General features: G+C 50.1%; 13 protein-coding genes and 2 pseudogenes. 5 read left to right on the top strand and 10 right to left on the bottom strand.

Going from position 1 to position 20493, the window contains the following annotated elements:
- Positions 1-86 precede the first annotated feature (86 nt).
- Positions 87-3803 (bottom strand): immunoglobulin-like domain-containing protein, encoded by a 3717-nt coding sequence (locus tag AC1AY0_RS08620; RefSeq protein ID WP_476523092.1) that lies wholly within the window; start codon positions 3801-3803, stop codon positions 87-89.
- 242 nt (positions 3804-4045) lie between these two features.
- On the opposite strand from AC1AY0_RS08620, the gene AC1AY0_RS08615 reads away from it, so the two are divergent.
- A complete protein-coding gene (locus tag AC1AY0_RS08615) occupies positions 4046-5068 on the top strand; it encodes a LacI family DNA-binding transcriptional regulator (RefSeq protein ID WP_476523093.1) in 1023 nt (340 codons plus the stop codon).
- A 91-nt stretch (positions 5069-5159) separates the two neighbouring features.
- On the opposite strand, the gene AC1AY0_RS08610 is transcribed toward AC1AY0_RS08615, so the two are convergent.
- From AC1AY0_RS08610 to AC1AY0_RS08585, 6 genes are all read right to left on the bottom strand, one after another.
- On the bottom strand, positions 5160-6344 hold the full coding sequence (locus AC1AY0_RS08610) for an IS256 family transposase (protein WP_476526221.1): 1185 nt from the start codon (positions 6342-6344) through the stop codon (positions 5160-5162).
- Positions 6345-6787: 443 nt separating this feature from the next.
- A complete protein-coding gene (locus AC1AY0_RS08605) occupies positions 6788-7261 on the bottom strand; it encodes a GNAT family N-acetyltransferase (protein WP_021422709.1) in 474 nt (157 codons plus the stop codon).
- A gap of 220 nt (positions 7262-7481) precedes the next feature.
- Complete coding sequence (locus AC1AY0_RS08600) at positions 7482-7802, bottom strand: TfoX/Sxy family protein (RefSeq protein ID WP_105309540.1); 321 nt, start codon at positions 7800-7802, stop codon at positions 7482-7484.
- 26 nt (positions 7803-7828) lie between these two features.
- Positions 7829-8224, bottom strand: a complete 396-nt coding sequence (locus AC1AY0_RS08595) for an SRPBCC family protein (protein ID WP_011068146.1) — start codon at positions 8222-8224, stop codon at positions 7829-7831.
- 29 nt (positions 8225-8253) lie between these two features.
- Entirely contained in the window at positions 8254-8781 is a 528-nt protein-coding gene (locus tag AC1AY0_RS08590; RefSeq protein ID WP_118301873.1) for a flavodoxin domain-containing protein, read from the bottom strand.
- A 257-nt stretch (positions 8782-9038) separates the two neighbouring features.
- On the bottom strand, positions 9039-9710 hold the full coding sequence (locus tag AC1AY0_RS08585; RefSeq protein WP_021422697.1) for a helix-turn-helix domain-containing protein: 672 nt from the start codon (positions 9708-9710) through the stop codon (positions 9039-9041).
- A 454-nt stretch (positions 9711-10164) separates the two neighbouring features.
- On the opposite strand from AC1AY0_RS08585, the gene AC1AY0_RS08580 reads away from it, so the two are divergent.
- From AC1AY0_RS08580 to AC1AY0_RS08570, 3 genes and pseudogenes are all read left to right on the top strand, one after another.
- Entirely contained in the window at positions 10165-11256 is a 1092-nt protein-coding gene (locus AC1AY0_RS08580; RefSeq protein WP_165472440.1) for a replication initiation factor domain-containing protein, read from the top strand.
- A complete protein-coding gene (locus tag AC1AY0_RS08575; protein WP_476526217.1) occupies positions 11256-11459 on the top strand; it encodes an excisionase in 204 nt (67 codons plus the stop codon). The genes AC1AY0_RS08580 and AC1AY0_RS08575 overlap by 1 nt, the downstream gene beginning before the upstream one ends.
- Before the next feature lie 78 nt (positions 11460-11537).
- Positions 11538-12173 (top strand): annotated as a pseudogene (locus AC1AY0_RS08570) (integrase DNA-binding domain-containing protein); the annotation flags it as partial.
- A gap of 160 nt (positions 12174-12333) precedes the next feature.
- Here AC1AY0_RS08570 and AC1AY0_RS08565 read toward each other — a convergent pair.
- The 3 genes and pseudogenes from AC1AY0_RS08565 to AC1AY0_RS08555 form a co-directional block, all read right to left on the bottom strand.
- Positions 12334-12906 (bottom strand): annotated as a pseudogene (locus AC1AY0_RS08565) (site-specific integrase); the annotation flags it as partial.
- Positions 12907-12937: 31 nt separating this feature from the next.
- Positions 12938-17149, bottom strand: coding sequence for a bacterial Ig-like domain-containing protein (locus AC1AY0_RS08560; RefSeq protein ID WP_476526216.1), 4212 nt, complete (start codon positions 17147-17149; stop codon positions 12938-12940).
- 288 nt (positions 17150-17437) lie between these two features.
- Entirely contained in the window at positions 17438-17764 is a 327-nt protein-coding gene (locus tag AC1AY0_RS08555; protein ID WP_476524789.1) for a hypothetical protein, read from the bottom strand.
- 163 nt (positions 17765-17927) lie between these two features.
- Here AC1AY0_RS08555 and AC1AY0_RS08550 point away from each other — a divergent pair, with 163 nt between their 5' ends.
- Positions 17928-20396: an alpha-L-arabinofuranosidase C-terminal domain-containing protein gene (locus tag AC1AY0_RS08550; RefSeq protein WP_476524790.1), complete on the top strand. Its 2469-nt coding sequence runs from the start codon at positions 17928-17930 to the stop codon at positions 20394-20396.
- The last annotated feature ends 97 nt before the right edge of the window (positions 20397-20493 follow it).

Raw genomic sequence — 20493 nt, 5'->3', positions numbered from 1 at the left:
AAAAGGCCATGCCGTGTTGCATGCGCCTCGTTACGAGGCACCATGCAGCACGAGCATGGCCTAGAAGTCAGGCACAGCAACCTGCACTACTGGCGAGTGCGGCGCACAGCCACCAGCGCAAGGCCGGCTGCGAGCAGTATCACTACTGCTACGGCAATGCCTGCGACTGCAACACCAGTATCGACCAGGTTGCCAGTGCCCTTGCCGTCCGTCTTGTTGGACTGCTGGTTGCCGGACTGGTTCTGATTGTTGTTCTGATTGTTGCTCTGGTTGTCACCTGTGTTCTGGTTGCCGGAATCCTTGGCCTTAACCGTAACCTTGCGGTTCACGGTCTGTACATTGCCGGCAGCATCGGTCACGGTGTAGATCACCGTGTAGGTCTTGGCAACCTTGGTGTTCACCGTGTCTCCGGAGATCACAATCTTGCTAGTCAGATCGCCATCCTTAGTATCGGAAGCAGTCACACCAGCCTTCGGATCGAACGCAGCGCCATACTCAAGCGTCACATCGCTAGCACCGGAAATCACTGGCTTCTCCGTGTCAGGCTGCACCGGGGCAGGATTGACCGTCAACACAAAATCAGTCGACGCAGTGTCGCCGTTTGCATCGGTTAGCGTCACAGTGAACTTATGCTCACCAACGGCGATGCCCTCGGCGAAGTCAACGCGATTGGTGTCGTTGTTCCACGTGATCTTGCCGTCGGCGGTATCGCCAGACAGCTCAACCTTCAGCGGATCAACACCGGTCAGATCGAATACGTCGGAGGACGCGCTTTCACCTTCCGTGATGGTCTGCTCGGTTGGGCCGGTGATGGCGGTCGGGGAAACCGTGGTCACCTCAACAGCTGGAGCCATATCGGCGTTGGCGTTGTTGAGCTTATCGGTGGTGGCACCTTCAGTGCTCACGAAGCGAACTTCATAGCTACCGGTGATGTCGAGAGCCAGCATCAGCTTGGTTTCGCCGGCTGCCTGTGCAGCATGCACCAGATCGCTCACGTCAAGACGAACCTTACGGCCATCGATGGCGTTATCGCGAATCTGATCTTCGGAACCTTCCTTTACCATCACATCGCCAACAGTGAACTTGGCGGATTCAACGGTATCGGCTGCATCAGTAGAAACATTCGGACGAGTGTTCCACGTCATGTCCGCAATACCGCAGCTGGTAGCACCGCCCGCACAACCGTCGACTACCTTGGTGGCCTTGACGGAGATTTCGTCAGTCGCAGTAGCGGTCTTGCGGTGGCCGATGTAGGTAAGCACCAGATTCACAGAATCATGCTCGCCAATCTTGTTTGCCTTGCTCAAATCGAGTTCGACAAAGCCCTGCTTGGAGTCACCGCTCGCGTTGCTCAGCTTGATGGTGCGGCCAGTGCTGTTATTCACCTTGGCGTCGCTGCTCCAGGAGCCATTGAACGTGTCTCCGGAAATCACGCCTTTCACAGTGGCCGTGGCGGAGCTGGAGGACTGCACGGTGATGGTGACCGTCTTGGTCACTGCATCATAATCGCCAGCCACAGCGCCCTGATCGGCTGCAGTGAACTTAACTTCGTAGCTCTTGCCAGCCTGAGCTTCGGTCGGCTTCCAGGAGAAGTCGCCAGTCTCGGGGTCGAAGTTGGCGCCCTCTGGCAGCGTGGATTCATCCACACCGAGCGTCACCGAATCACCCTCATCAGCATCGGTTGCAGCTACGTTGAACGAGAGCACATTGTTGCTCTTGGCGGTGTATGCATCCGATTCAGGCGCAGTGAAGGTCGGCAGAGCGTTGTCCTTGACCGGCTGCGTCTTGCCATCGGCATCGGTGTACGTGTACTTCAGGTTCGTCACGTTGGTGGCAGTGAACTTGTTCTGGTTCGTGTACTGCACCTGCTTGCCGGCGATGTAGATGTCATTGACCGTGGCGTTCTCGATGTTAGAGATGCTGCTGGATGCGTTGGCGTTGGAGAACCAGACGTTGTCGATGGTCACGTTCTTGATCAGCGGGTCCTTGCCCTGCACGGAGTAGTTGCCACCCACGCGAGAGGTATCGAACGACGAGTTCTTGATGGTGAAGTCCTCGTAATTCGGGTAGGTGCCGGTGTTGTTCTGCACGGTGATGCCCCAACCGCCGCCTTGGAAGCTAATCGGGTTGAAGTTGTTGAACGTGTAGTTCTTCAGCGTATGGCCCATCACATTGTGACCGAGACGAATGCCGTTGCCGCCCGCGTACGACCAGTTCACCGTGTTGTTGACGGTGACGTTCTCCGTATCATCGGTATCCCAAGCAAGGTTATCGAGGTTGTGCTTTTCGGAGTAGTACTCATAAGCGGCGGCTGCGTCAATCCATTCCTGGGTGCGCGGACTGTCACCGTTCATGCCGAAGCCCTTGATGTTGTCGGCATGAGTTGGCTCGAACTGATTGCCCGGATTGTAGTGCCCGGATGCGAAAGCGTCATCGTTGCCAAGCGTGAGCACACCGTTGATGGTCAGGTTCTTGCCGGATGCCAAATCGGTGCCATCTACCCAAGGCTGGCCATACGGGGTCAGGCCCTTGATGTTGTTGAAGGTCACGTTTTCGGCAGTGTGGGTCTCATAGTTCCACTGCTTGGAATCACGCATGTAGGTGTCGTTGAAGGTGATGTTCTGCGACTGCACAACCATCACACCGCCCTGATGCTGGCTGCGGTATGCATCATGATTGTCTTGGCGGTAATTCTGCACGCCATTGTTGTCGAAGATGCCGCGACCAGAGATGGTGATGTCTTTGGAGCTCCAGATGCCGATAGCCGGCTCCATGGCTTCACGGTTCGGCTGCACATGGTTCTTGAGCAGCGCACCTTCGTCTACGTAGATGTTCAGCGGCTTGCTAGTCCACTTGGCGATGTCAAGACCGCCGTAGATGTAGGTGCCATTCGGGAAGTACAAGGTGTTGAGCTTATCGTTGTTCTTGATTTCCTCAAGGGCCGCCTGCAGCACGTAGGTGTAATCGTCGGAGGCCAGTGCACGCTCGTTGGGGTACGTGACCTCATTGGTGCTCGCAGGCACGATCTTACCGGCATCGACCTTAGCGTCAGCTGGAATCTCCGTCTTGCCGACGGTCTTTCCGGCCCACTTGCTGACTTCAGCCTTGGCAAGGTTGGCTTCCTGAATCTCAGCATTGCTGTTCTTGGCGAACCAGTTCTTCGCGTATTCGGCGATGTTCAGCACACCGGTCTGCTCGTTGATGCCGGATCCATCGGATGCAGACGTCTTGTCTGGAACGGTATCGGAATCTTCTTCAGGATCGTTGATGACTGCGAGGTATGGTTTGCCGGATGCGTTGGTGGCGTCGCCGTTAATCATCACGATGGCGGAGTACAGGCTGGCTTCCATCTTGAAGGTCAGCGTGTGTTTGTCATCGCTGACTTTGTATGCGGTTGTTGGATAGTAACGCTGCGGGTAAATGTTGACGGTGTTGATTTCCTCGTTCGGCACGGTGACTTCAATTACTGGAGTGCGCGAATCGGATTTGAAGCGAGCGATGTCGAAATTATTACCATTGGCCTGATATTTCACAGCTTCGACTGAGGTGCCGTTTGCGGTGACCGTGTACTTGGTGGATGCCACGTCCGGCGATGTCGTGGTGCCATTGCCAACGCCAGTCGGCGCATACGCGGTGACAGTACCGCTATCGGTGAAGTTCGCGTCAGCGGCAACTGCCGTTTGCACGCCCATTGGCATGATGGTCAGCATCATCGCCGCGCCAGCAACTGCTGCCATCACTTTGCGCAAACCCGATGGGGAAGTGGATTTCCCACGGGTATCAGAAGATACTATTTGCTTCATTGCACTCCTTATTTCTCCCTGGATTCATCAATTGAATCCACCCGAATCACCCTCTATGTGACCGGTTACAAACAAAGCATACTCTAATTGTGACCGGTCACGCAAGTTATCGATAAAGGTTAAGTGATTCGATAAGCACAGCACCACGAATCCACACCTAGTTCCACAGCAACACGCCTGTGACCGGTTACAATGGTGTAGCGCAAGGGAGCATTAGACAGAAAGCGGATACCATGTCTTGTATGACTGAGGCGAACAAGAAAGTAACCATTAGAGACGTGGCCCGCCTAGCCGGCGTATCCTATGGCACGGTATCCAGATACCTCAATGGCAACCAGCACGTTTCCGAAGACGCCGCACAGCGCATCGCCAAAGCCATCAAAGAATCCCGGTACACGCCGAATAATGCGGCCCGCTCTTTGGCCCAGCAGCGCACATCCATGGTCGCGTTCATTGTGCAGATCGAATCCATCTCCACGCTGATGCAGTCCAGTGTTTCCGAAGCTATGGCTGACGCGAATCAGACGTTGGGCGACGCCGGCTATCAGATGGTGACTCTTATCGCCAATTCCGCGGCCTCCACCCAACGCATCGCCCAATTGGTGCAAAGCGATTTCGCGGACGGCTATCTGCTCTTCTCGTTGAGTGAGGATGATTCACTGATTAACATTTTCCGCACTGCTAACCGACCGGTTGTCTTGTCTGAAGCCAGCGATCGCAGTACCGTCGTCGCCTATCCGGCCGTTGATTTCACGAACGCAGCCGGCCAACGAGACATCACCCGCTATCTACTGAACCAAGGGCGTACCAGACTGGCTTATGTGTGCGGCCCTGGCTATTCGCCGTCCGCCAATAATCGAATGAACGGCTTCAAAGAAGCCATGGGCGAGCGTTTCGATGACAGTCTCGTGTATTACGCAGATGACTGGGAGATTACCAGCGGCGAGATGGCCGCTGTGGAATTCCAGTCAAAGCTCGATAGTCTCGATGGCATTGTGTGCGCCAATGATGACATTGCAGTCGGTGTGATTAATCAACTGCATCGCTTCGGTTGCCGCGTGCCTGAGGATATCGCGGTCACCGGTTTCGATGATTCTCCGATCGCCACAATGATTGATCCGAAACTCACCACAGTTCGCCAGGATTCTCGACTGCATGGCCGCGTGATGTCGCAATTGCTGCTCAGCATGCTCAATGGCGAGACAGTGGAGCGCAATACCGTGAAACTGCTGCCCACGGAGATTATTACCCGGCAGTCTGCGTAAACATACAAACAGCAATCAGACATAAAACAACGCAAAAGGTAGTGCCCGGATTCTTGCGCACTTTGATCTTCACCCGTCCCTGTGGCGATGATCAGTTCGCTGCCTGTACGCTCTCACCGAGCCTTGACATGTCGAGGTAGCGTCGTGTCGACCATTCGTTGGAGGTCACGTAGCGGATGCGCGCGCAGACAAGCATCAATGCGCTGCGTCCGTCTGGGAAGCTGCCGACCACTCTTGTGCGTCGACGGATCTCGCGGTTGAGGCGTTCGATCATGTTGTTGGTGCGGATGCGGCGGCGGTGCTCGCGGGGATAGTCGTCCAGAAGGTAGGTCGTGGTCTCGCCGATACCCTCGCGCAGGCATTTGGCGGCCTCCTTCAGTTTCCGCGCCTCCATGTCCCCGGCGACGGATTCCGCCTTCTCCAGCGCCTTGACCCTGGTCTCCATGGAGAACACGGCCTTCAGGGCGTCCGCGGCCCAATCCCTGTTCCTGGGGTTGACCTTGGCGAGGATGTTGCGTTCGAAGTGGACCATGCACCGCTGGTAGCGGGCGCCGGGCAGCAATTCACCCACAGCGGCCACGAGGCCGGCGCACCGGTCTCCCGTCACCAATCTCACGCCCTTCAACCCTCGTGAGAGCATGCCCTTGATGAACGAGCGCCAGCTTTCCGCGTCCTCCTTCATGCCCTCCGCCACGGCGAGCACCTCCCTGTGGCCGTCCATGCCGACGCCGATGGCGACCAGGATGCTCACGTTCTCCACCGAGCCTCCCCAGCAGCGCTTGTGCCACACGCCGTCCATGAACAGGTACGCGTACTCCTGCCCCAAGGGCCGGTTGCGCCATTCGTCGATGTCGGCGTACACCTTCTTGAGCTTGTCGCTCAGGGTCTGCGAGGGCATGCGGTCGCCCCACAGCAACTGGCTGACGTCATCGACCTGACGCGTGCTCACGCCGGCCAGGTACATGTCGATCAAAGCCTCCTCGACGCTCTCCTCGCGCCGCCGATAGCGTTCGATCACCGCCGACTCGAACACCGCGCCCTTGAGTTTCGGCACCTTGAGACTCATCCTGCCGGCCTTGACGGTCAGGTCACGCTCGTAGTGGCCGGCCCGATAGGCCTTGCGGCCCCCGCTGCGCTCATAGCGTGCGGCGCCGGTGATCTCGTCGGCCTCCGCGTCGAGCATCGCGTTCAACGTCTCCTCGACGCTTTTGCGGACCATCCGGTCCAGGGTGGTCTCCAACATGGCCTGGTCGACCTGTAGAATCTGCTGTGACATGGCTTGCGTCCTGCTTTCCAATCGCGGTTTTCCTATGTTTGGCGACTGAAAATCGTACACAGGACACAGGCCATGCCCTATTCCAAGCCCTCAACCAATTTGCGCAAAAATTCGGACGTTATCACGCAAAAGGCCCATAGTCGGGAACATATCCCGACTTTGGGCCTTCTTTGGTTGATTGATCGATTGGTTGATTAATTCTATATAATTTTTATATCTAATTTTGGATTATTCGCATAACCACTATACTTTCAAGCATTTTGGAGTATAGAAAACCATTCATTTTACCACTAATTTACCACGATTGAATGAGCCTTGATATGACTATAAAATAACACCCAAAAGACATCATTACACCTAAATGGTGTCTTTTTAAAAAGCAGTCAATCATAAGACTAACTGCTTTGTATGTAGGGATATGAAATTGTAAACTAGATTGTCTGTTATAGATTTATAGTCATAATATATTCTTCGCTGTTTTCATCAACAACAAGAAAACCTGCTTTCTTATACATTTTTACTGCATAATTATTTTTCTGAACAGATAAGGAAATTTTTGAATAACCAAAAGATTTTTCCACTAACAATAATTGTTGCAATAATGAAGTCCCAATCCCTTGTCCTCTATACTTTTGAAAAACAGACATAGCAAGGGACGGTGTATCATTGTCAATGTGTCCGTAATCGTTCATTATTCGTACCCAAATAGCACCTATGACATTTCCTTGAACTTCCGCAACTAAAGCCCTATCATCTTTTCGCTTTCCAAATTCAAAAACATATTCTTGTAATTCTGGACAGTTAATTATTGATTTAGGTGGTGGCTCAACACCGTCTGGAATATAAATTGCTTCATACAAAAAGTCATTGAGTAAATCATATTCTGCTTTTTTAATTTCCCTTATGATATAATCCATAACTTGACTCCTAATCTATTTTATCTTTTTTCATACCCCGATTATACCATTCACATATAAGTGCTACAACAAAATTTTATGCTTCAATAATCTTGTTAAAAAGTTCTAAGAGTATATCATTTCATCACTCCAATCTATAATTTTGGTAAGAAAAAAGCAGTCAATCCTAAGACTAACTGCTTTGTGTGTATGGATATGAAATTGTCAAGTTAAAAACTGTTTATTTTTTCTTTTTAGGTTTTTGCGTTGGTAGTTCATCATACATCACATTAAATAACCCCGTCAGAAAATCTTTATTATCAATTTCTTCCACCAATAACATTTCTTTGGCATTTTCGTATGGAATTTCATAAGTAACTGTTGGCATATAAGAAATTGCAGACTTTGTTGGTTTTACCAGTAACCTATCATCATATATACCGCCAATGATTTTTCCACGATAATAGATAATAAATTCTCCCATCATTGCACGATATGTTATTTCTTGTAATTCTGATAATTGTTCTAAAACAAATTGTAAATAATCTTTACTTGAAGCCATTTCCAACCCTCCAATCTTGAATTTTATTATTCCAATGCTTTCTTTAAGTCCAGAACAAATTGCTTTTGTTGTTTTTTTAAATAGGTTTTTACAAAAGGTTTCATAAACCACTTTTTAGGTATCACATTTTCTGTAAAGTCTATTTGTGTTTCATTCCCTTTGTCTATAAAAACACCAATCCAATGACCTTTCATGTTGCTATTCTCCATATCAAATTCCCAGCGTTTATATGGTTCTACAACGGTGACGGTAAATGTAGTAGCATATCCATTTTTTGTGTATTCAATAAATTGTTTGTCATTTATTATTTCTGTTTTGCTCAAATCACTTCGCCATGAGTTATATTTATCAACAGCTAAAACAATGTTCCAAACTTTTTGAAAATCATTACTAATAATTGTATTTATATTTGAAATTGCCACTTTTTCATTTCCCCTTTTCAAACTGAGATTTATTGAATCACCTCTACAATTTGTTTTAGCGAATCGTAATCAACAAAATCTACTTTTGTGTTATAGGTTTCTATCAGTGCCTTATCTTCTTGCGTAAGGCTTTCAATTGGCTTGTTTTTAAGAGAATGATATAACATTTTCATCATAGTCTTGTGCTTGAAATTCAATTTACTGTAGTCTATACCACCTCTTAAGTGAAAGATTAAAGAGTTTTTATAAATATCTTTTTCAAGTTGTTTTTCAAGGGAGGCTTTAATGTTATTAGTATTTTCTTTATTATTTACATCTGCAAGCCCTACAGTAACCAGAATCGTTTTGATATTGCTATTTTTCAATAGTCTAAATGTGTTTTTTAATCCTTTTACACCACCTGCATACAACCCCCCAAAATAAATTATCTGCTCGTAATCCTTTATATCCTTTATGTTTTCATAACTTATGCAAGGAATTTCTGTTATCTCTGAAAGTTTTGTAGCGTATGCTTTTGCTGTTCCATATTGACTACCATATATAATTAAACTTTTCATAATTCTTTATACCTCTACAACTTCCAATTTGTCGCTTTCTTCATACTCATATTATAACAGTTCCATATATCCACCACAATAAAAATCAGCATACCCTTTAAATATTTTCTGCATTGAAAATGCACACTTTTCCTTTCTTCCTCTTGATTACCAATCACAGAAAAGAAAAAGCCCTGTCAAGAGCCTTGCCACCATTGGTGGTGCTTTGCACTCTTTATTGGGCTTTTTGTTTGCTGTATCTTCCATGCAAGAGGAAATTAAAAACCTCTGTTCCATTTCGCCTTTAGATAATCTTCATAATCTCCCTCATTAAAGTCTACTTGTGGAGAAGTATTAGGAATGTTTTTTCTGTTGTCAATATCTGCAAGTTGACGGAATATCCAATCATCATAAGGGTTGTGATATTTGTATTCTTTTGGTTGTTCTCTGTATCGGTCTAACCCTCGCATTTCCTTGTGTACTTTCATCATACGTTCTATTTTTTGACGCTGTATCAACTGTTTGATTTCCATAAGTTCTTCAATTTCTACAACCTCATTAGAAAGATAATTGCTGATGTATCTAATCAATATGGTTTCCATGTAGAATTTGTATTCGTTTTCATTATCAAAGAATTCATTTTCAGACAGATAATCTAAGGAAACATTGAAGTCCTGTTCCCGTTTGATAATATCCATAATATATGGCTCGGTATGGTCGATATACTTCCATTCTCCCGACAATAATTCATTGGGCGTTACACCCAGCACGTCCATTATCTTCTCTAATGTATCAAAGGTAGGATAATTCACACCACGTTCAATCTTGGAAAGGCTCTGCATATTGATACCGATTTTGTCCGCAAGTTCCTGTTGTTTCATTCCTCTGTGTTTTCTTATGGTCTGTATGTTTTCTCCTAAGAAACTGATTTTCTTTTCATAATGCTCCATAACTTAGTATAACCGCTCCTTTCGTTGCTTCTCTTGGTATTTATAAGCATATCATACTTAATATATATCCAAAAGTCAACAAAAACTTCTTGACAAGTAATTCTAATGGCGTTATTATCGTATTAGATGGAGTGATTAAGCACGCTAGGGTCAATCACACGCTTGAGTAAGCATAGAGAAGATATATTTTCACTTTGATAGCATGAATAAGCATGGACTGTCAGACCGAAAATAGTGGTTTCCAAAAGGGGCTGGCTGGACGGGGCACGTCCCCCAGACGTGTTCGGACAGACAGTTCCTTTTGGAAAGGGAACGCCTTTAGGCGTTCGTAAAGGGCGTATATAACACCGCCCTGCGCATACATGTCATAGTACCTAGAAACTGTGATAAATAAAGGACAAAACGCTATTTTTACCCCGCAAAAAAACGGGGCATACGAAAGGAGTAATGCACTATAACTACACACAAAAATTTATCCGTTAAGATTGATTACATCAGCATTGTATTTGATACTGCAACCGCAGAAGATGTTATCATGCACATTTTAGATTTACCGACTGACATTTTCAATGTCTATTCGGCAAGCGTTAAATTCAAGACCTATCAAGCACGCTGGCAGATTGGAGATATTTATGTATCGGGGGACGCAAGAAAAACAGAGGACAACCCACAAGGGTTAGGCTGTTATCTTGTTATGACTGGCAGAGGTTGTGATGATATTTTCCGTATTCTCGACAGTAGGAATTATACCTTTGGGGATATGTTCCGACGTTGCGAGCGAAGATACGGACTGGATAACTTCCATTTCACAAGACTTGATATTGCCATTGATGATAGGAACGAAAAGCCATTCTTTACCATAGAGCAGATAAAGAAGAAATGCGAAAAAGAGGAATTTATCTCCAATAGTGAGGGCTACCACTTTGATGAAAGCAAGTTTGACGATTTCGACACCGCAAAGACTGTTTATATCGGTGCTGGAAAATCTGGATTATCCTACCGCTTTTATGATAAGGATAAGGAAGTCTGTTCAAAACATAATAAGACGCTTGAGGAAGTCGGCAGTTGGAAACGAACAGAAATGCAACTGCGTGATGATAAGGCTCATGTTTTTGCCATGACATTTAAGGACAGACCGCTGGAACTTGGGGAACTGGCTTTCGGGCTACTGGCAAACAACCTACGCTTTGTCGTGCCAAACAGAAACGAAAGTAATAAAAGCAGGTGGAAAACGTGTCGATTTTGGGAACGCTTTTTAGGGGCTGTGGAAGTCTTGAAACTGCAAGTACCAAAACAGCAAAATTCCCTTGAGGAAACACAGCAATGGCTCACAGAGGGTGGCGTGATTTCCGCTGTCAAAAGTTTTTATTTCTTAGAAGAACATGACGCATTAGGTGGACTGGAAAAAGTAGGAACTATGCTTGATAAGGCAAGATACAGCAATTCCCTTTCCAGTAAATTAACCGCCCATTTACAGAGGATAAACCGCACCGACCTTATCCCCTATATCCAGTATGACACGAAACATGGGAAAGGGGGTATCTGATGAATAACAACGATATTCCCGTATGGGAAAAATACACCCTTACCATTGAAGAAGTGTCAAAGTATTTCCGTATCGGAGAAAACAAGTTAAGACGATTGGCAGAGGAAAACAAGGACGCTGGCTGGCTCATTATGAATGGCAACCGCATACAGATTAAACGCCGACAGTTTGAACAGGTCATTGACAAATTGGACGCTATCTAGTGCAAATGAGCCTTGTATGTGTTATGATGAACACAAGTCATATCAAGGCTCTTTCCAACAAGGAAAGGAGCAGACACCATGAAAGAAAAAAGACGGGATAACAAAGGACGTATCCTGCATACTGGAGAGAGCCAACGAACAGACGGAAAATACTTATATAAATATGTGGACGCATTTGGAAACACAAAATATGTGTATGCTTGGAGATTGACACCCACAGACCCGACACCAAAGGGAAAACGGGAAAAACCCTCACTTCGAGAACTGGAACAGCAGATAAGACGGGATATTGAGGACGGTATCGACAGCACAGGCAAGAAAATGACGCTTTGCCAACTCTATGCCAAACAGAACGCACAGAGGGCAAATGTGAAGAAAAGCACACAAAAACAACGGGAACAACTCATGCGGTTATTGAAAGAGGACAAGCTGGGTGCTAGGAGCATTGATACAATCAAACCCTCTGACGCTAAAGAATGGGCGTTACGCATGAAAGACAAAGGCTTTTCCTACAATACCATTAACAACCATAAACGCTCGTTAAAAGCGTCATTCTATATCGCCATACAAGACGATTGTGTAAGGAAAAATCCCTTTGATTTCAAGTTAAGTGAAGTCATAGAAAATGATACCAAAGAGAAAGTCGCATTGACAGAGGAACAGGAACAAGCCTTACTCTCATTCATCAAGACGGACAATGTGTATCACAATTATATATGTCTTTTTGACTATCTTTTTATATCTTCTTAAATGTCCGCAAAGCCTTATTTTATCGGCTCTACGGGCATTTTGCTTTTGTGGTAAACCTCACATATCTAGGTCTATCTTCTTATATTTTCTCTATCAAACGTGGTTAAAATCGTGGTAAATACTTCTATGCAATTAGACGCTGAACCTCTGATTTTGCGGTATCTATGGACGCATGAGCGTACCAATTCATTGTGATACTAATGTTTGAATGCCCCATGATATACTGTAAATCTTTTGGGTTCATGTTCTTGCTTGCCAGCCTTGTGCAGAACGTATGGCGTAGCGTATGCGGTGTGATATGTGGCAAGGGATTGTCTTTGTGGTGCTTGTTGTATTTCTTTACCATACGGACAAATAAGGCGTTGTAATCAATCGCAACTTTTGGCTTGCCCTTATGATTGACAAATAGGAAATTGCCCCGTCCGTCTATCACAAATGGTTCTGCCTTTGGGCGTTTCTTCATAACCCGTTGAAATGCCTGTATCGTTTCTTTGCTTAATGGCACTTGCCTTATTCCGCTTTTTGTTTTAGGCGTTTCAATGTAATAGCCTTGTTCCTTGCTCTTTAATAACTGGTGGTCGATAATCACAACTTCATTCTTGAAATCAATGTCGGCTACTGTCAGTCCGCACAGTTCCGAGATACGAAGTCCTGTTTTTAATAATATCAGCATATCATCATAATATTTGTGATAAATAATTATTTAATTAATCAACCAACTGCTGCAATCAGTGACGCTTGCGGTTAAGCAGTAGGATGCCTCCCACAATGACCAGCACAACCACTACACCGGCGATAACAGTCACTGAAGAACCGGAGTCGGTCAGCTTATCGCCCTTCTGGTTATCGGTCTTGTTCTGATCGGTAGAATTGCTGCCGCCCTTGGCCTTGACCGTAATCGCGAACGTGGCGGTCTTGGTGGTATCGGACTTCAACCGAACCATTACCGTCAGCTCGCCAGTTGCCGAGAACGGTTTGGTCAGATCGATTGGATTATCCACAGCATCGAAGGCGAAGATCTTGTACTCGTCAGAGCCAAGTTCGCGCACGGTGCCGTTCGACAATGCGGCGTTCACCTTCAAGCCATCAGCGGAGAACAGATCGCCAACCGTATACGTGGTCTTGGATGGGTTCTTCGCCACGGCAATGCTGGTGATCGTCACTTCAGGCTCCGGTTCTGGCTGCTTTTGAGCAACCGATACTGTGAACGTGGCCTTGGCTTCCGCATTGTCCGTGGAAGTGACCGTGATGGTCAGATCGCCGGCAGGAAGTGGCTGATCAAGGTCCACAGCCTCACCGGAAGCATTGGTAGCAGCCAGTGTGTATTCGCCGCTCAGCAGCTCTTCAGCGCTGCCGTCCGACCACACGCCCTGCACCTTGAGACCGGAAGCGGAGAACATGTCGCCCTCCGTGTACTTGGTCTGGCTCGGATTGGCTTCGATCTTCAGCGAATCCATCGTCGGCAGCGGGTCAGCAGCCTGGAAGATCTTCACCTCAGCCACCTTGGAATATGGCTGGTCGCTGCCGTAGTTGGCAGGGGTGATGATCAGGCTGATGGCCTTGGTGGCGGGCAGGCTGCTCAGGTTCACAGTGGTTGGCGTGGCCTTGTCATCGGCGTTGGGCTTGCCGATAATGTCGGTATCCGCCCAATTACCATCGTCGTCAAGGTACTGCACCTTGAACTGAGCAGGCGCAGCCTCAGCCTTGGTCTGGTCAAGGTAGAACTCCAGCGTGCTCAACTGGTACTTCTTATCGAAGGTCCAGTTGAGCCATGATGGGTTGGCGGGAGCATCCTCAGACGAATCCTTCCAGTTCGACCAGTTGGTCGACAGATCGTTGTCGCACGTGTATGAGGCCTTCGATGTGCCCCACCTGGTCTGCACATCGGAAGCGGCTGCAGACGAGCAGAACTTGTTCGCCAAGTTGGTCACGTTCTGCACGCGCACGCGGAATCGGGCCACCTTGCTGCCATCGGCATTGAGTTTGACCGTGACCGGAACCACGCCAGCCTTAGCCGAATCGAAACCAAGCAGCGTGTATTCGGATGCATCGAGCACGCGCGTGGTGCCGTCCGAAAGGGTAGCGGTGACTTCCAAACCAGTAGTATCCAACGATTCGCCAACCTGGTAATCAACCTTGGTTGGCTGCTGGGTCACAGTAATGGATTCAATATCCGTAGCCGGAGTGGCCACCTCGGTCAAGGTCACATTGTCCACGTAAGCGGCGGACGAATCAGCCAAGTCAGGCTGCTGAATGTTGACCCACAGCGCGCTGTCTGCAGCGGCATCCCACGGTACAGTAAACGTACCGGACACGTACACCTTTTCGCCGCCCGTAGCGGTTTCGGCCTCTACGGTCTTGTTCAGCAGCGCGGTGGCGTATTGGCTGAAGTTGCCGCCTGCACCAGAGCCTTCCTTGCGGTAACGCACGGTGGTGCTCACGGTGGAAGGTGTCTCGTCGTTGCTGGCACCGGTGGTAATCCAGAAGCCGAGCTCATAGGTCTTGCCGGGCTCAGCTGGAATGTTGCGCTGGTCGATCTGCGTGAAGGAGACGCCGTCGCTCTTGCCAAGCTTGGCGGCACGCTCACCGGAAACAACCGCGTCCTTCTGGTTGAGGTCGGAGCGGTAGCGCTTGAACCTGGAATCCTTGTAGGTGTCGCGGTTCTTGGAATGATCGCGGTTGGCTGGAGTCCATGGCGAAATACCATTCCACGGTTCGCTGTTGGTGCCGAGGTTGATGTTCTCGAATGAGCCATCCCACAGCTGGTCGTAGACGGTTGCCACGCTGATGCCGGTGATCGCGCCGGACTTACCCGCGTTGGTCAGGGTCAGCTTGGACACGTCAGACGATGTGCGCACGTGCAGCACCTGCTCACCCTCGCCTGCGGTCTTCTGCACATAGTCGCGGTCGTTGGCCAAGCTGGCTTCCAGTACCGCGTCTCCTGTCGTAGTGGCCTTAATCTTCAGTGTGGCATTGCCGGGCGCATCAATGGTCACAGTCTTGCCTGCAGCCAAATCGGCCACGTCACCGGTTGCCGTGGTATCAGCACCCTGGAAAGCGCCCACAGCCGGAGCAGTCCAGCCAGACACCACATGCTGAGTGCCATACGTCTGCTTAGCGTGGTTGAAACCGTGCGGGAAGTCGCGGGTTTTCAGCGCATTATCGCCGGTCAGATACGTGTTGCTGATGGCAAACGGGAAGTTATCTGTCGCCATCGCACGACCCTTACCTGCCGCATAATCAGTGGCCTTGGCAGAATACAGCGTGCTCAAATCACCCTTGGCAACAGCGTCGAGATCGATGCCGGTCGCGCTCAGGTACTCAGTGAGGTCGACGTACTTATTGCCGTTCTCGCCAACCTTGGCCCACATATCCTTATCGCCACCAACGTACAGGTTGTTGCCGTAGTTGATCTGGAAGCCATCGGAGTTGAGATTATTGTTCTGATCGGCCATGGAAGTACCATCCTGAGCAATAATCACATTGTTGTTGTAGGTGACGCCAGCGTTCTGCGCATTGTTGGAGAACGTGACATTCGTTCCCTTGGGCAGGATGGTTGTGTTGTTGTAGTAATTCATATCGGTGATGCCGTCGAGCGTCACCGTGCGGTAGGTGTTCTCCGAACCATCGCAAGGCTCACTGGCCACACCATCGTTGACGGACAGGTTGTAGCGGAAAGTGCCGCCCAATGCCGTGCCGATAAGCTCAGCGTTGTTGTTCTGCCACTTGTACCAGTCGGTGCAGGCGCATACGAGCGTAGCACCGCCAGCGTTATCGTGGCTGTAGTTGTACTGGAACACGGTGTTGCGGGTGCCGTAATCGAAGTCCCATGCGGTGCCATCATTGTTGCCGCTGGTCTTTTGGGTGTTGGTCACCTCGTTGTACTGGAACAGAGTGTTGTCTGAATTCCAGTTCCAGATGCCGGCGTTCGAGCCCTGACCGGAAACGCTGGCCGCATTCTCCAGATAGTTCTTTTCGACCACTGCACCATCGGACATCTGCACCACGATGCCGTCGCCGCCGATATTCTTCAACGTGTTTTCGGCGATGTACAGGTTGGTGTTCGGCGTCCACGGATATTGGTCGCGCAGAGAGCCGGATACGCCGCATTCCCATGCCACATCTTCGCGGCAACGGAAGTCGGAAGACATGTTAATGCCGGATCGGTTCACATCGGTGATGGTGTTGCCCACAATCTGCACGTCATTGAACCAGGAGCGGGTGCTGCGGGAGGTATCGGATTTCACGCTGCCCTTGGTCTGGGTTGCACCATCGACTGGAATGGAGCGGCCGTAATTCTCCAGCTGGATTGCTGCCGAGCCGCCCAAGTCCTTTTGCTTTTCGCCGTAGATATCGTGGATGGAATTGTTGCGAATGATGATGCCGCTTAATTCGCCAGCATTGTCGTTCTCCGCTGTGATGCCGCGGCGCATGTACTTGTAATGGTCAGCCTCGGGATCAGTGTTAGTAATGTCCAGATTCTGCACGGTGATGTATTCGCTGTTGCGCAGCAGTACTACGTCGGCCACGCCATCGCCGGCAAGCTTTGGTGCTGCGGCATCGGCATCGCCGTAATCACCGATGATGATTGGTGCTTCGGCAGTACCTTTCACATTGACGATGCGCAAAGCAGCTTTGATGGTGTTGCCATCAACGGTTTGGTTTTCGCCGGTGCAGGTTGTGCCGCGCTTGAACAGCAGCTGATCGCCGGGCTGCAGCTGTACGCTGTTTGCCGCGGTAAATGAGTTCAGCGGACTGTCTTGTGCAGTACCGCTGCCGTTCTCTGCCGCAGAGCAATCCACGTAATATGTGGTTCCTGTAGCCGGTTCGGGATTGGTGCTTTCCTCTGCTTGAGCCACCGGAACGACTAATATTCCGGCACATAGTGTCGCCGCAGCGACTACTCCTCCAAATAATTTCTGCACATTGCTTGCAGCCATAGAGGAGACCTCCTCGTCTTCCCAGAGCCGACCATTGCGCAGTCTTCAATGACCGGCAATCGCTATGTACCATAGCGATTTCTTTCCGCCAGTAAATTGGCGGCACTTCCATTGTTTGCAGTAGAGGCTCGCAAGAGTGCGGTGCTCTTCTTCAAACAATTTCTTAGTGTACACACAACGCGTAACCGGTCACAAACTATGGCAAAAACGAGTGAGTTGGACTTTGCGGAGCTCCGCCAGCTGTGTTTTAGGTCTCTCCCCCACCCGGCTTCGCCGGGAGCCCCCTCGTCAGAGGGGGCCTATACGCAGCCTCCCTCCGACGAGGGAAGTGTCCGAAAGGTGAGGTCCGAGGCCGAACGTACTTGCTAAGCCTCCCTCTGACGAGGGAGGTGTCAGCCGAAGGCTGACGGAGGGAGAGACCCCGCCGACAGGCGGCAACACCACCGCGTCGGCGAGCTTGCCAGTGGAGACGAACTGCGGCAGCGCGTGGTACTCAGGCATGGCAACGTCCGGCATACCGGAGTTGGCGGAAATGGCATTGTTCAGGGAGATGTACTGCTTATCTGCGGAACCGATGTTCTGGTACTTCACGGTGATGTTCGGGTACTTCTTCATGGCGTCTCCTTGACTGTGTGCACAGCAAGCTTCTGCACTCACTGTATCGGTATCGATTTTTTATATATCGATAACTTTATCGATACATAGCATGATATTATCGATAATATTGATTGTCGAACGGCATAATCGACAGTTACCAAATTGTTACCAAGGAGCATCCATGGCGGATATCACGGCAAAGCAGCCAGTCAATGTGATGGTGCATAACAAACAGCAAGGCAAACTGATTAGCCAAGATTTATGGGGCATCTTCTTGGAAGACATCAACTATGCAGTGGACGGCGGGCTCAATGCCGAACTCGTGCAAAACGGCGCCTTCGAATACAACCGCACCGACAATCCCCGCTGGAGTCACCTGTTCAGCTGGACTATCGGACACACCGGCAATGGCTTCCGCGATGTCTCCGTACGCACCGATGAGCCGGTTGCCGATGAGAATCCTCATCATCTGGCCATTCGGCTTACCGGGGGCACTGATACGCTCATCAACCGCGGCTTCGACGGCATGAATTTGCGTGCCGGCACACAGTATCAATGCTCGGCTTGGGTTCGCGCGGACAGTGCCGATGTGCAGTTCACCGCCGAGCTGATTGATGAGGCCTCCTGCGCTGTGCTAGGCACTGCTGAAACTGTGATTCCTGCGCACAATGGCGATGACTGCGACTGCATCTGTGCTACCGACAGTGCTGCCGACAGCACTGTTGCCGACTCCCACGGTTGGAATCATGTGCGATTCATGCTTGATTGCTCCGGCAATACCGCTCAGGGTGCACTGCGACTGACTATCGCGCAGCACAACGGAATCAATCCAACTGCAACGTCCACGGACGCCATCTTCCGTATCGACTGGATCTCTCTCAAACCATGCGATGATCAAGGCAACCCCTGTATCTTCCGCGAGAACCTCGTTGATGCCTTGCGCACGCTGCATCCGCGCTTTATGCGCTTCCCAGGCGGCTGCATCACCCATGGCGTGGAAGTGGACAACATGTACCGTTGGAAGCGGACTATCGGGCCCGTGGAGCATCGCCAGCATCAATACAGTTATTGGGGCTATCATCAGTCGTTCACCATCGGCTTCCATGAATATTTCCTGCTGTGTGAGGCGATTGGCGCCAAGCCGCTGCCTGTGCTGCCGGTCGGCGTCTCCTGCCAGAACACTGCCGGGGGAGTGACCACCGTACCCATCGAAGACATGGACGAACTGGTGCAGGAAACTCTGGATCTCATCGAATATGCGAATGGTCCTGTGGATTCCGAGTGGGGTGCGAAGCGTGCCGCTGCCGGTCATCCGGAACCGTTTGATCTCAGCTATCTTGGCCTTGGCAATGAGGATAAAACCAATGAGGCCTTCCGTGAGCGCTTCACGATGATTCATGATGCCGTCAAACGCCAGTATCCGGAAGTTACGGTGATTGGTACCGTCGGCCCAGTGCCCAATGGCGAGGATTACGACAACGGCTGGGCATTCGCTCACGAACAGCATCTCGATATGGTTGATGAGCATGCGTACAAGTCGCCGCAATGGTGGTTCTCGCATCTCGACCATTACGATGGCCGCGACCCAAACGGACCGGCCACCTACTTGGGCGAATACGGTTCATGGTCCAATATGCAGATCAGTGCGCTGGCTGAAGCAGCAATCATGACGTCAATGGAACGCAATGGAGACACCGTTCGCATGGCCTCCTACGCACCACTATTCGGCCGTCTTGCGCACACGCAGTGGACGCCTGATCTCATCTACTTCGATAACGAGCAGGTAATGCCCACCCTGAACTATTGGGTGCAGCAGATGTTCGCCAGCACTTCCATGACTCATGTGCTTGGCGCTGAGGTGAATGGAGCGCCGCAGTTTACGCCAGAGCCGCGCGATTGGGCTGGTTTGCGGTTCTCCAGCGTGAATCAAGGCACGTTCGCATTCAGCGATATTCGGGTTACTGTGCCCGGCGCTGATGGTTCTGAACAGGTCACAACCGCGCCTTCTCTCACACTGACCGGCGCTGGTACTGCGCTCGATACCGGACTGCATGTGTCTGCCAATGACTACCGAATTGATTTCACTGTTCGCCGTACGGATGGTGAGGATGGTTTGAAGATTGATTTCGGTGCCGTGACCGGTTCCGATTACTTCCGCTGGGCATTCGGCGACTGGGGCAATAAGTATTACATCCTGAAGCGCGTGGGCAATGGGCTTCAGGATGAGGCAGTGCCTGCAGTTGAGGGCAGCGTTGAATCGAATCTGGATTATCACGTGACGTTCGAGGTTGCTGATCAAGGCCAGCAGGTGCGCGTGCTGCTGAATGGGCAGTTGATTCATGAGTATCGCGATAACAGTGTGCAGACGCGTTTTGTGGTGCATGCTGGGCGAGATGAGCGAACTAATCAGCTGATTGTGCGCGTGGTGAATGCCACCGATCAGCCGCAGACGATTGACATGAACTTCGATCAACCGGTACTGCAAGGCGACAAGCGCGGCACAGCCACAACTCTTACCGCCGATTGGAATGCCGGCGCACCGTTTGAACCAGCTCCTGTACAGCCGCAGACGGTGAACGTTTCAGCCTCTGACTTGTCTGCTTGGCAAGCTGCCCCCTACTCATTCACCGTCTTCCAGCTTCCCGCGTGATTCCCCCCTCTCTCTGGCTCCCCTTGTCAGGGGAGCTGTCAGCGTAGCTGACTGAGGGGTAGTAAACATGCTTGCACGTATTCCGAAGCAACAAGTG

The organism is Bifidobacterium sp. LH_416 (assembly GCF_056357055.1).
The sequence above is the reverse complement of the archived record's forward strand: the minus strand, read 5'-3'. Positions and strand labels throughout refer to the sequence as shown.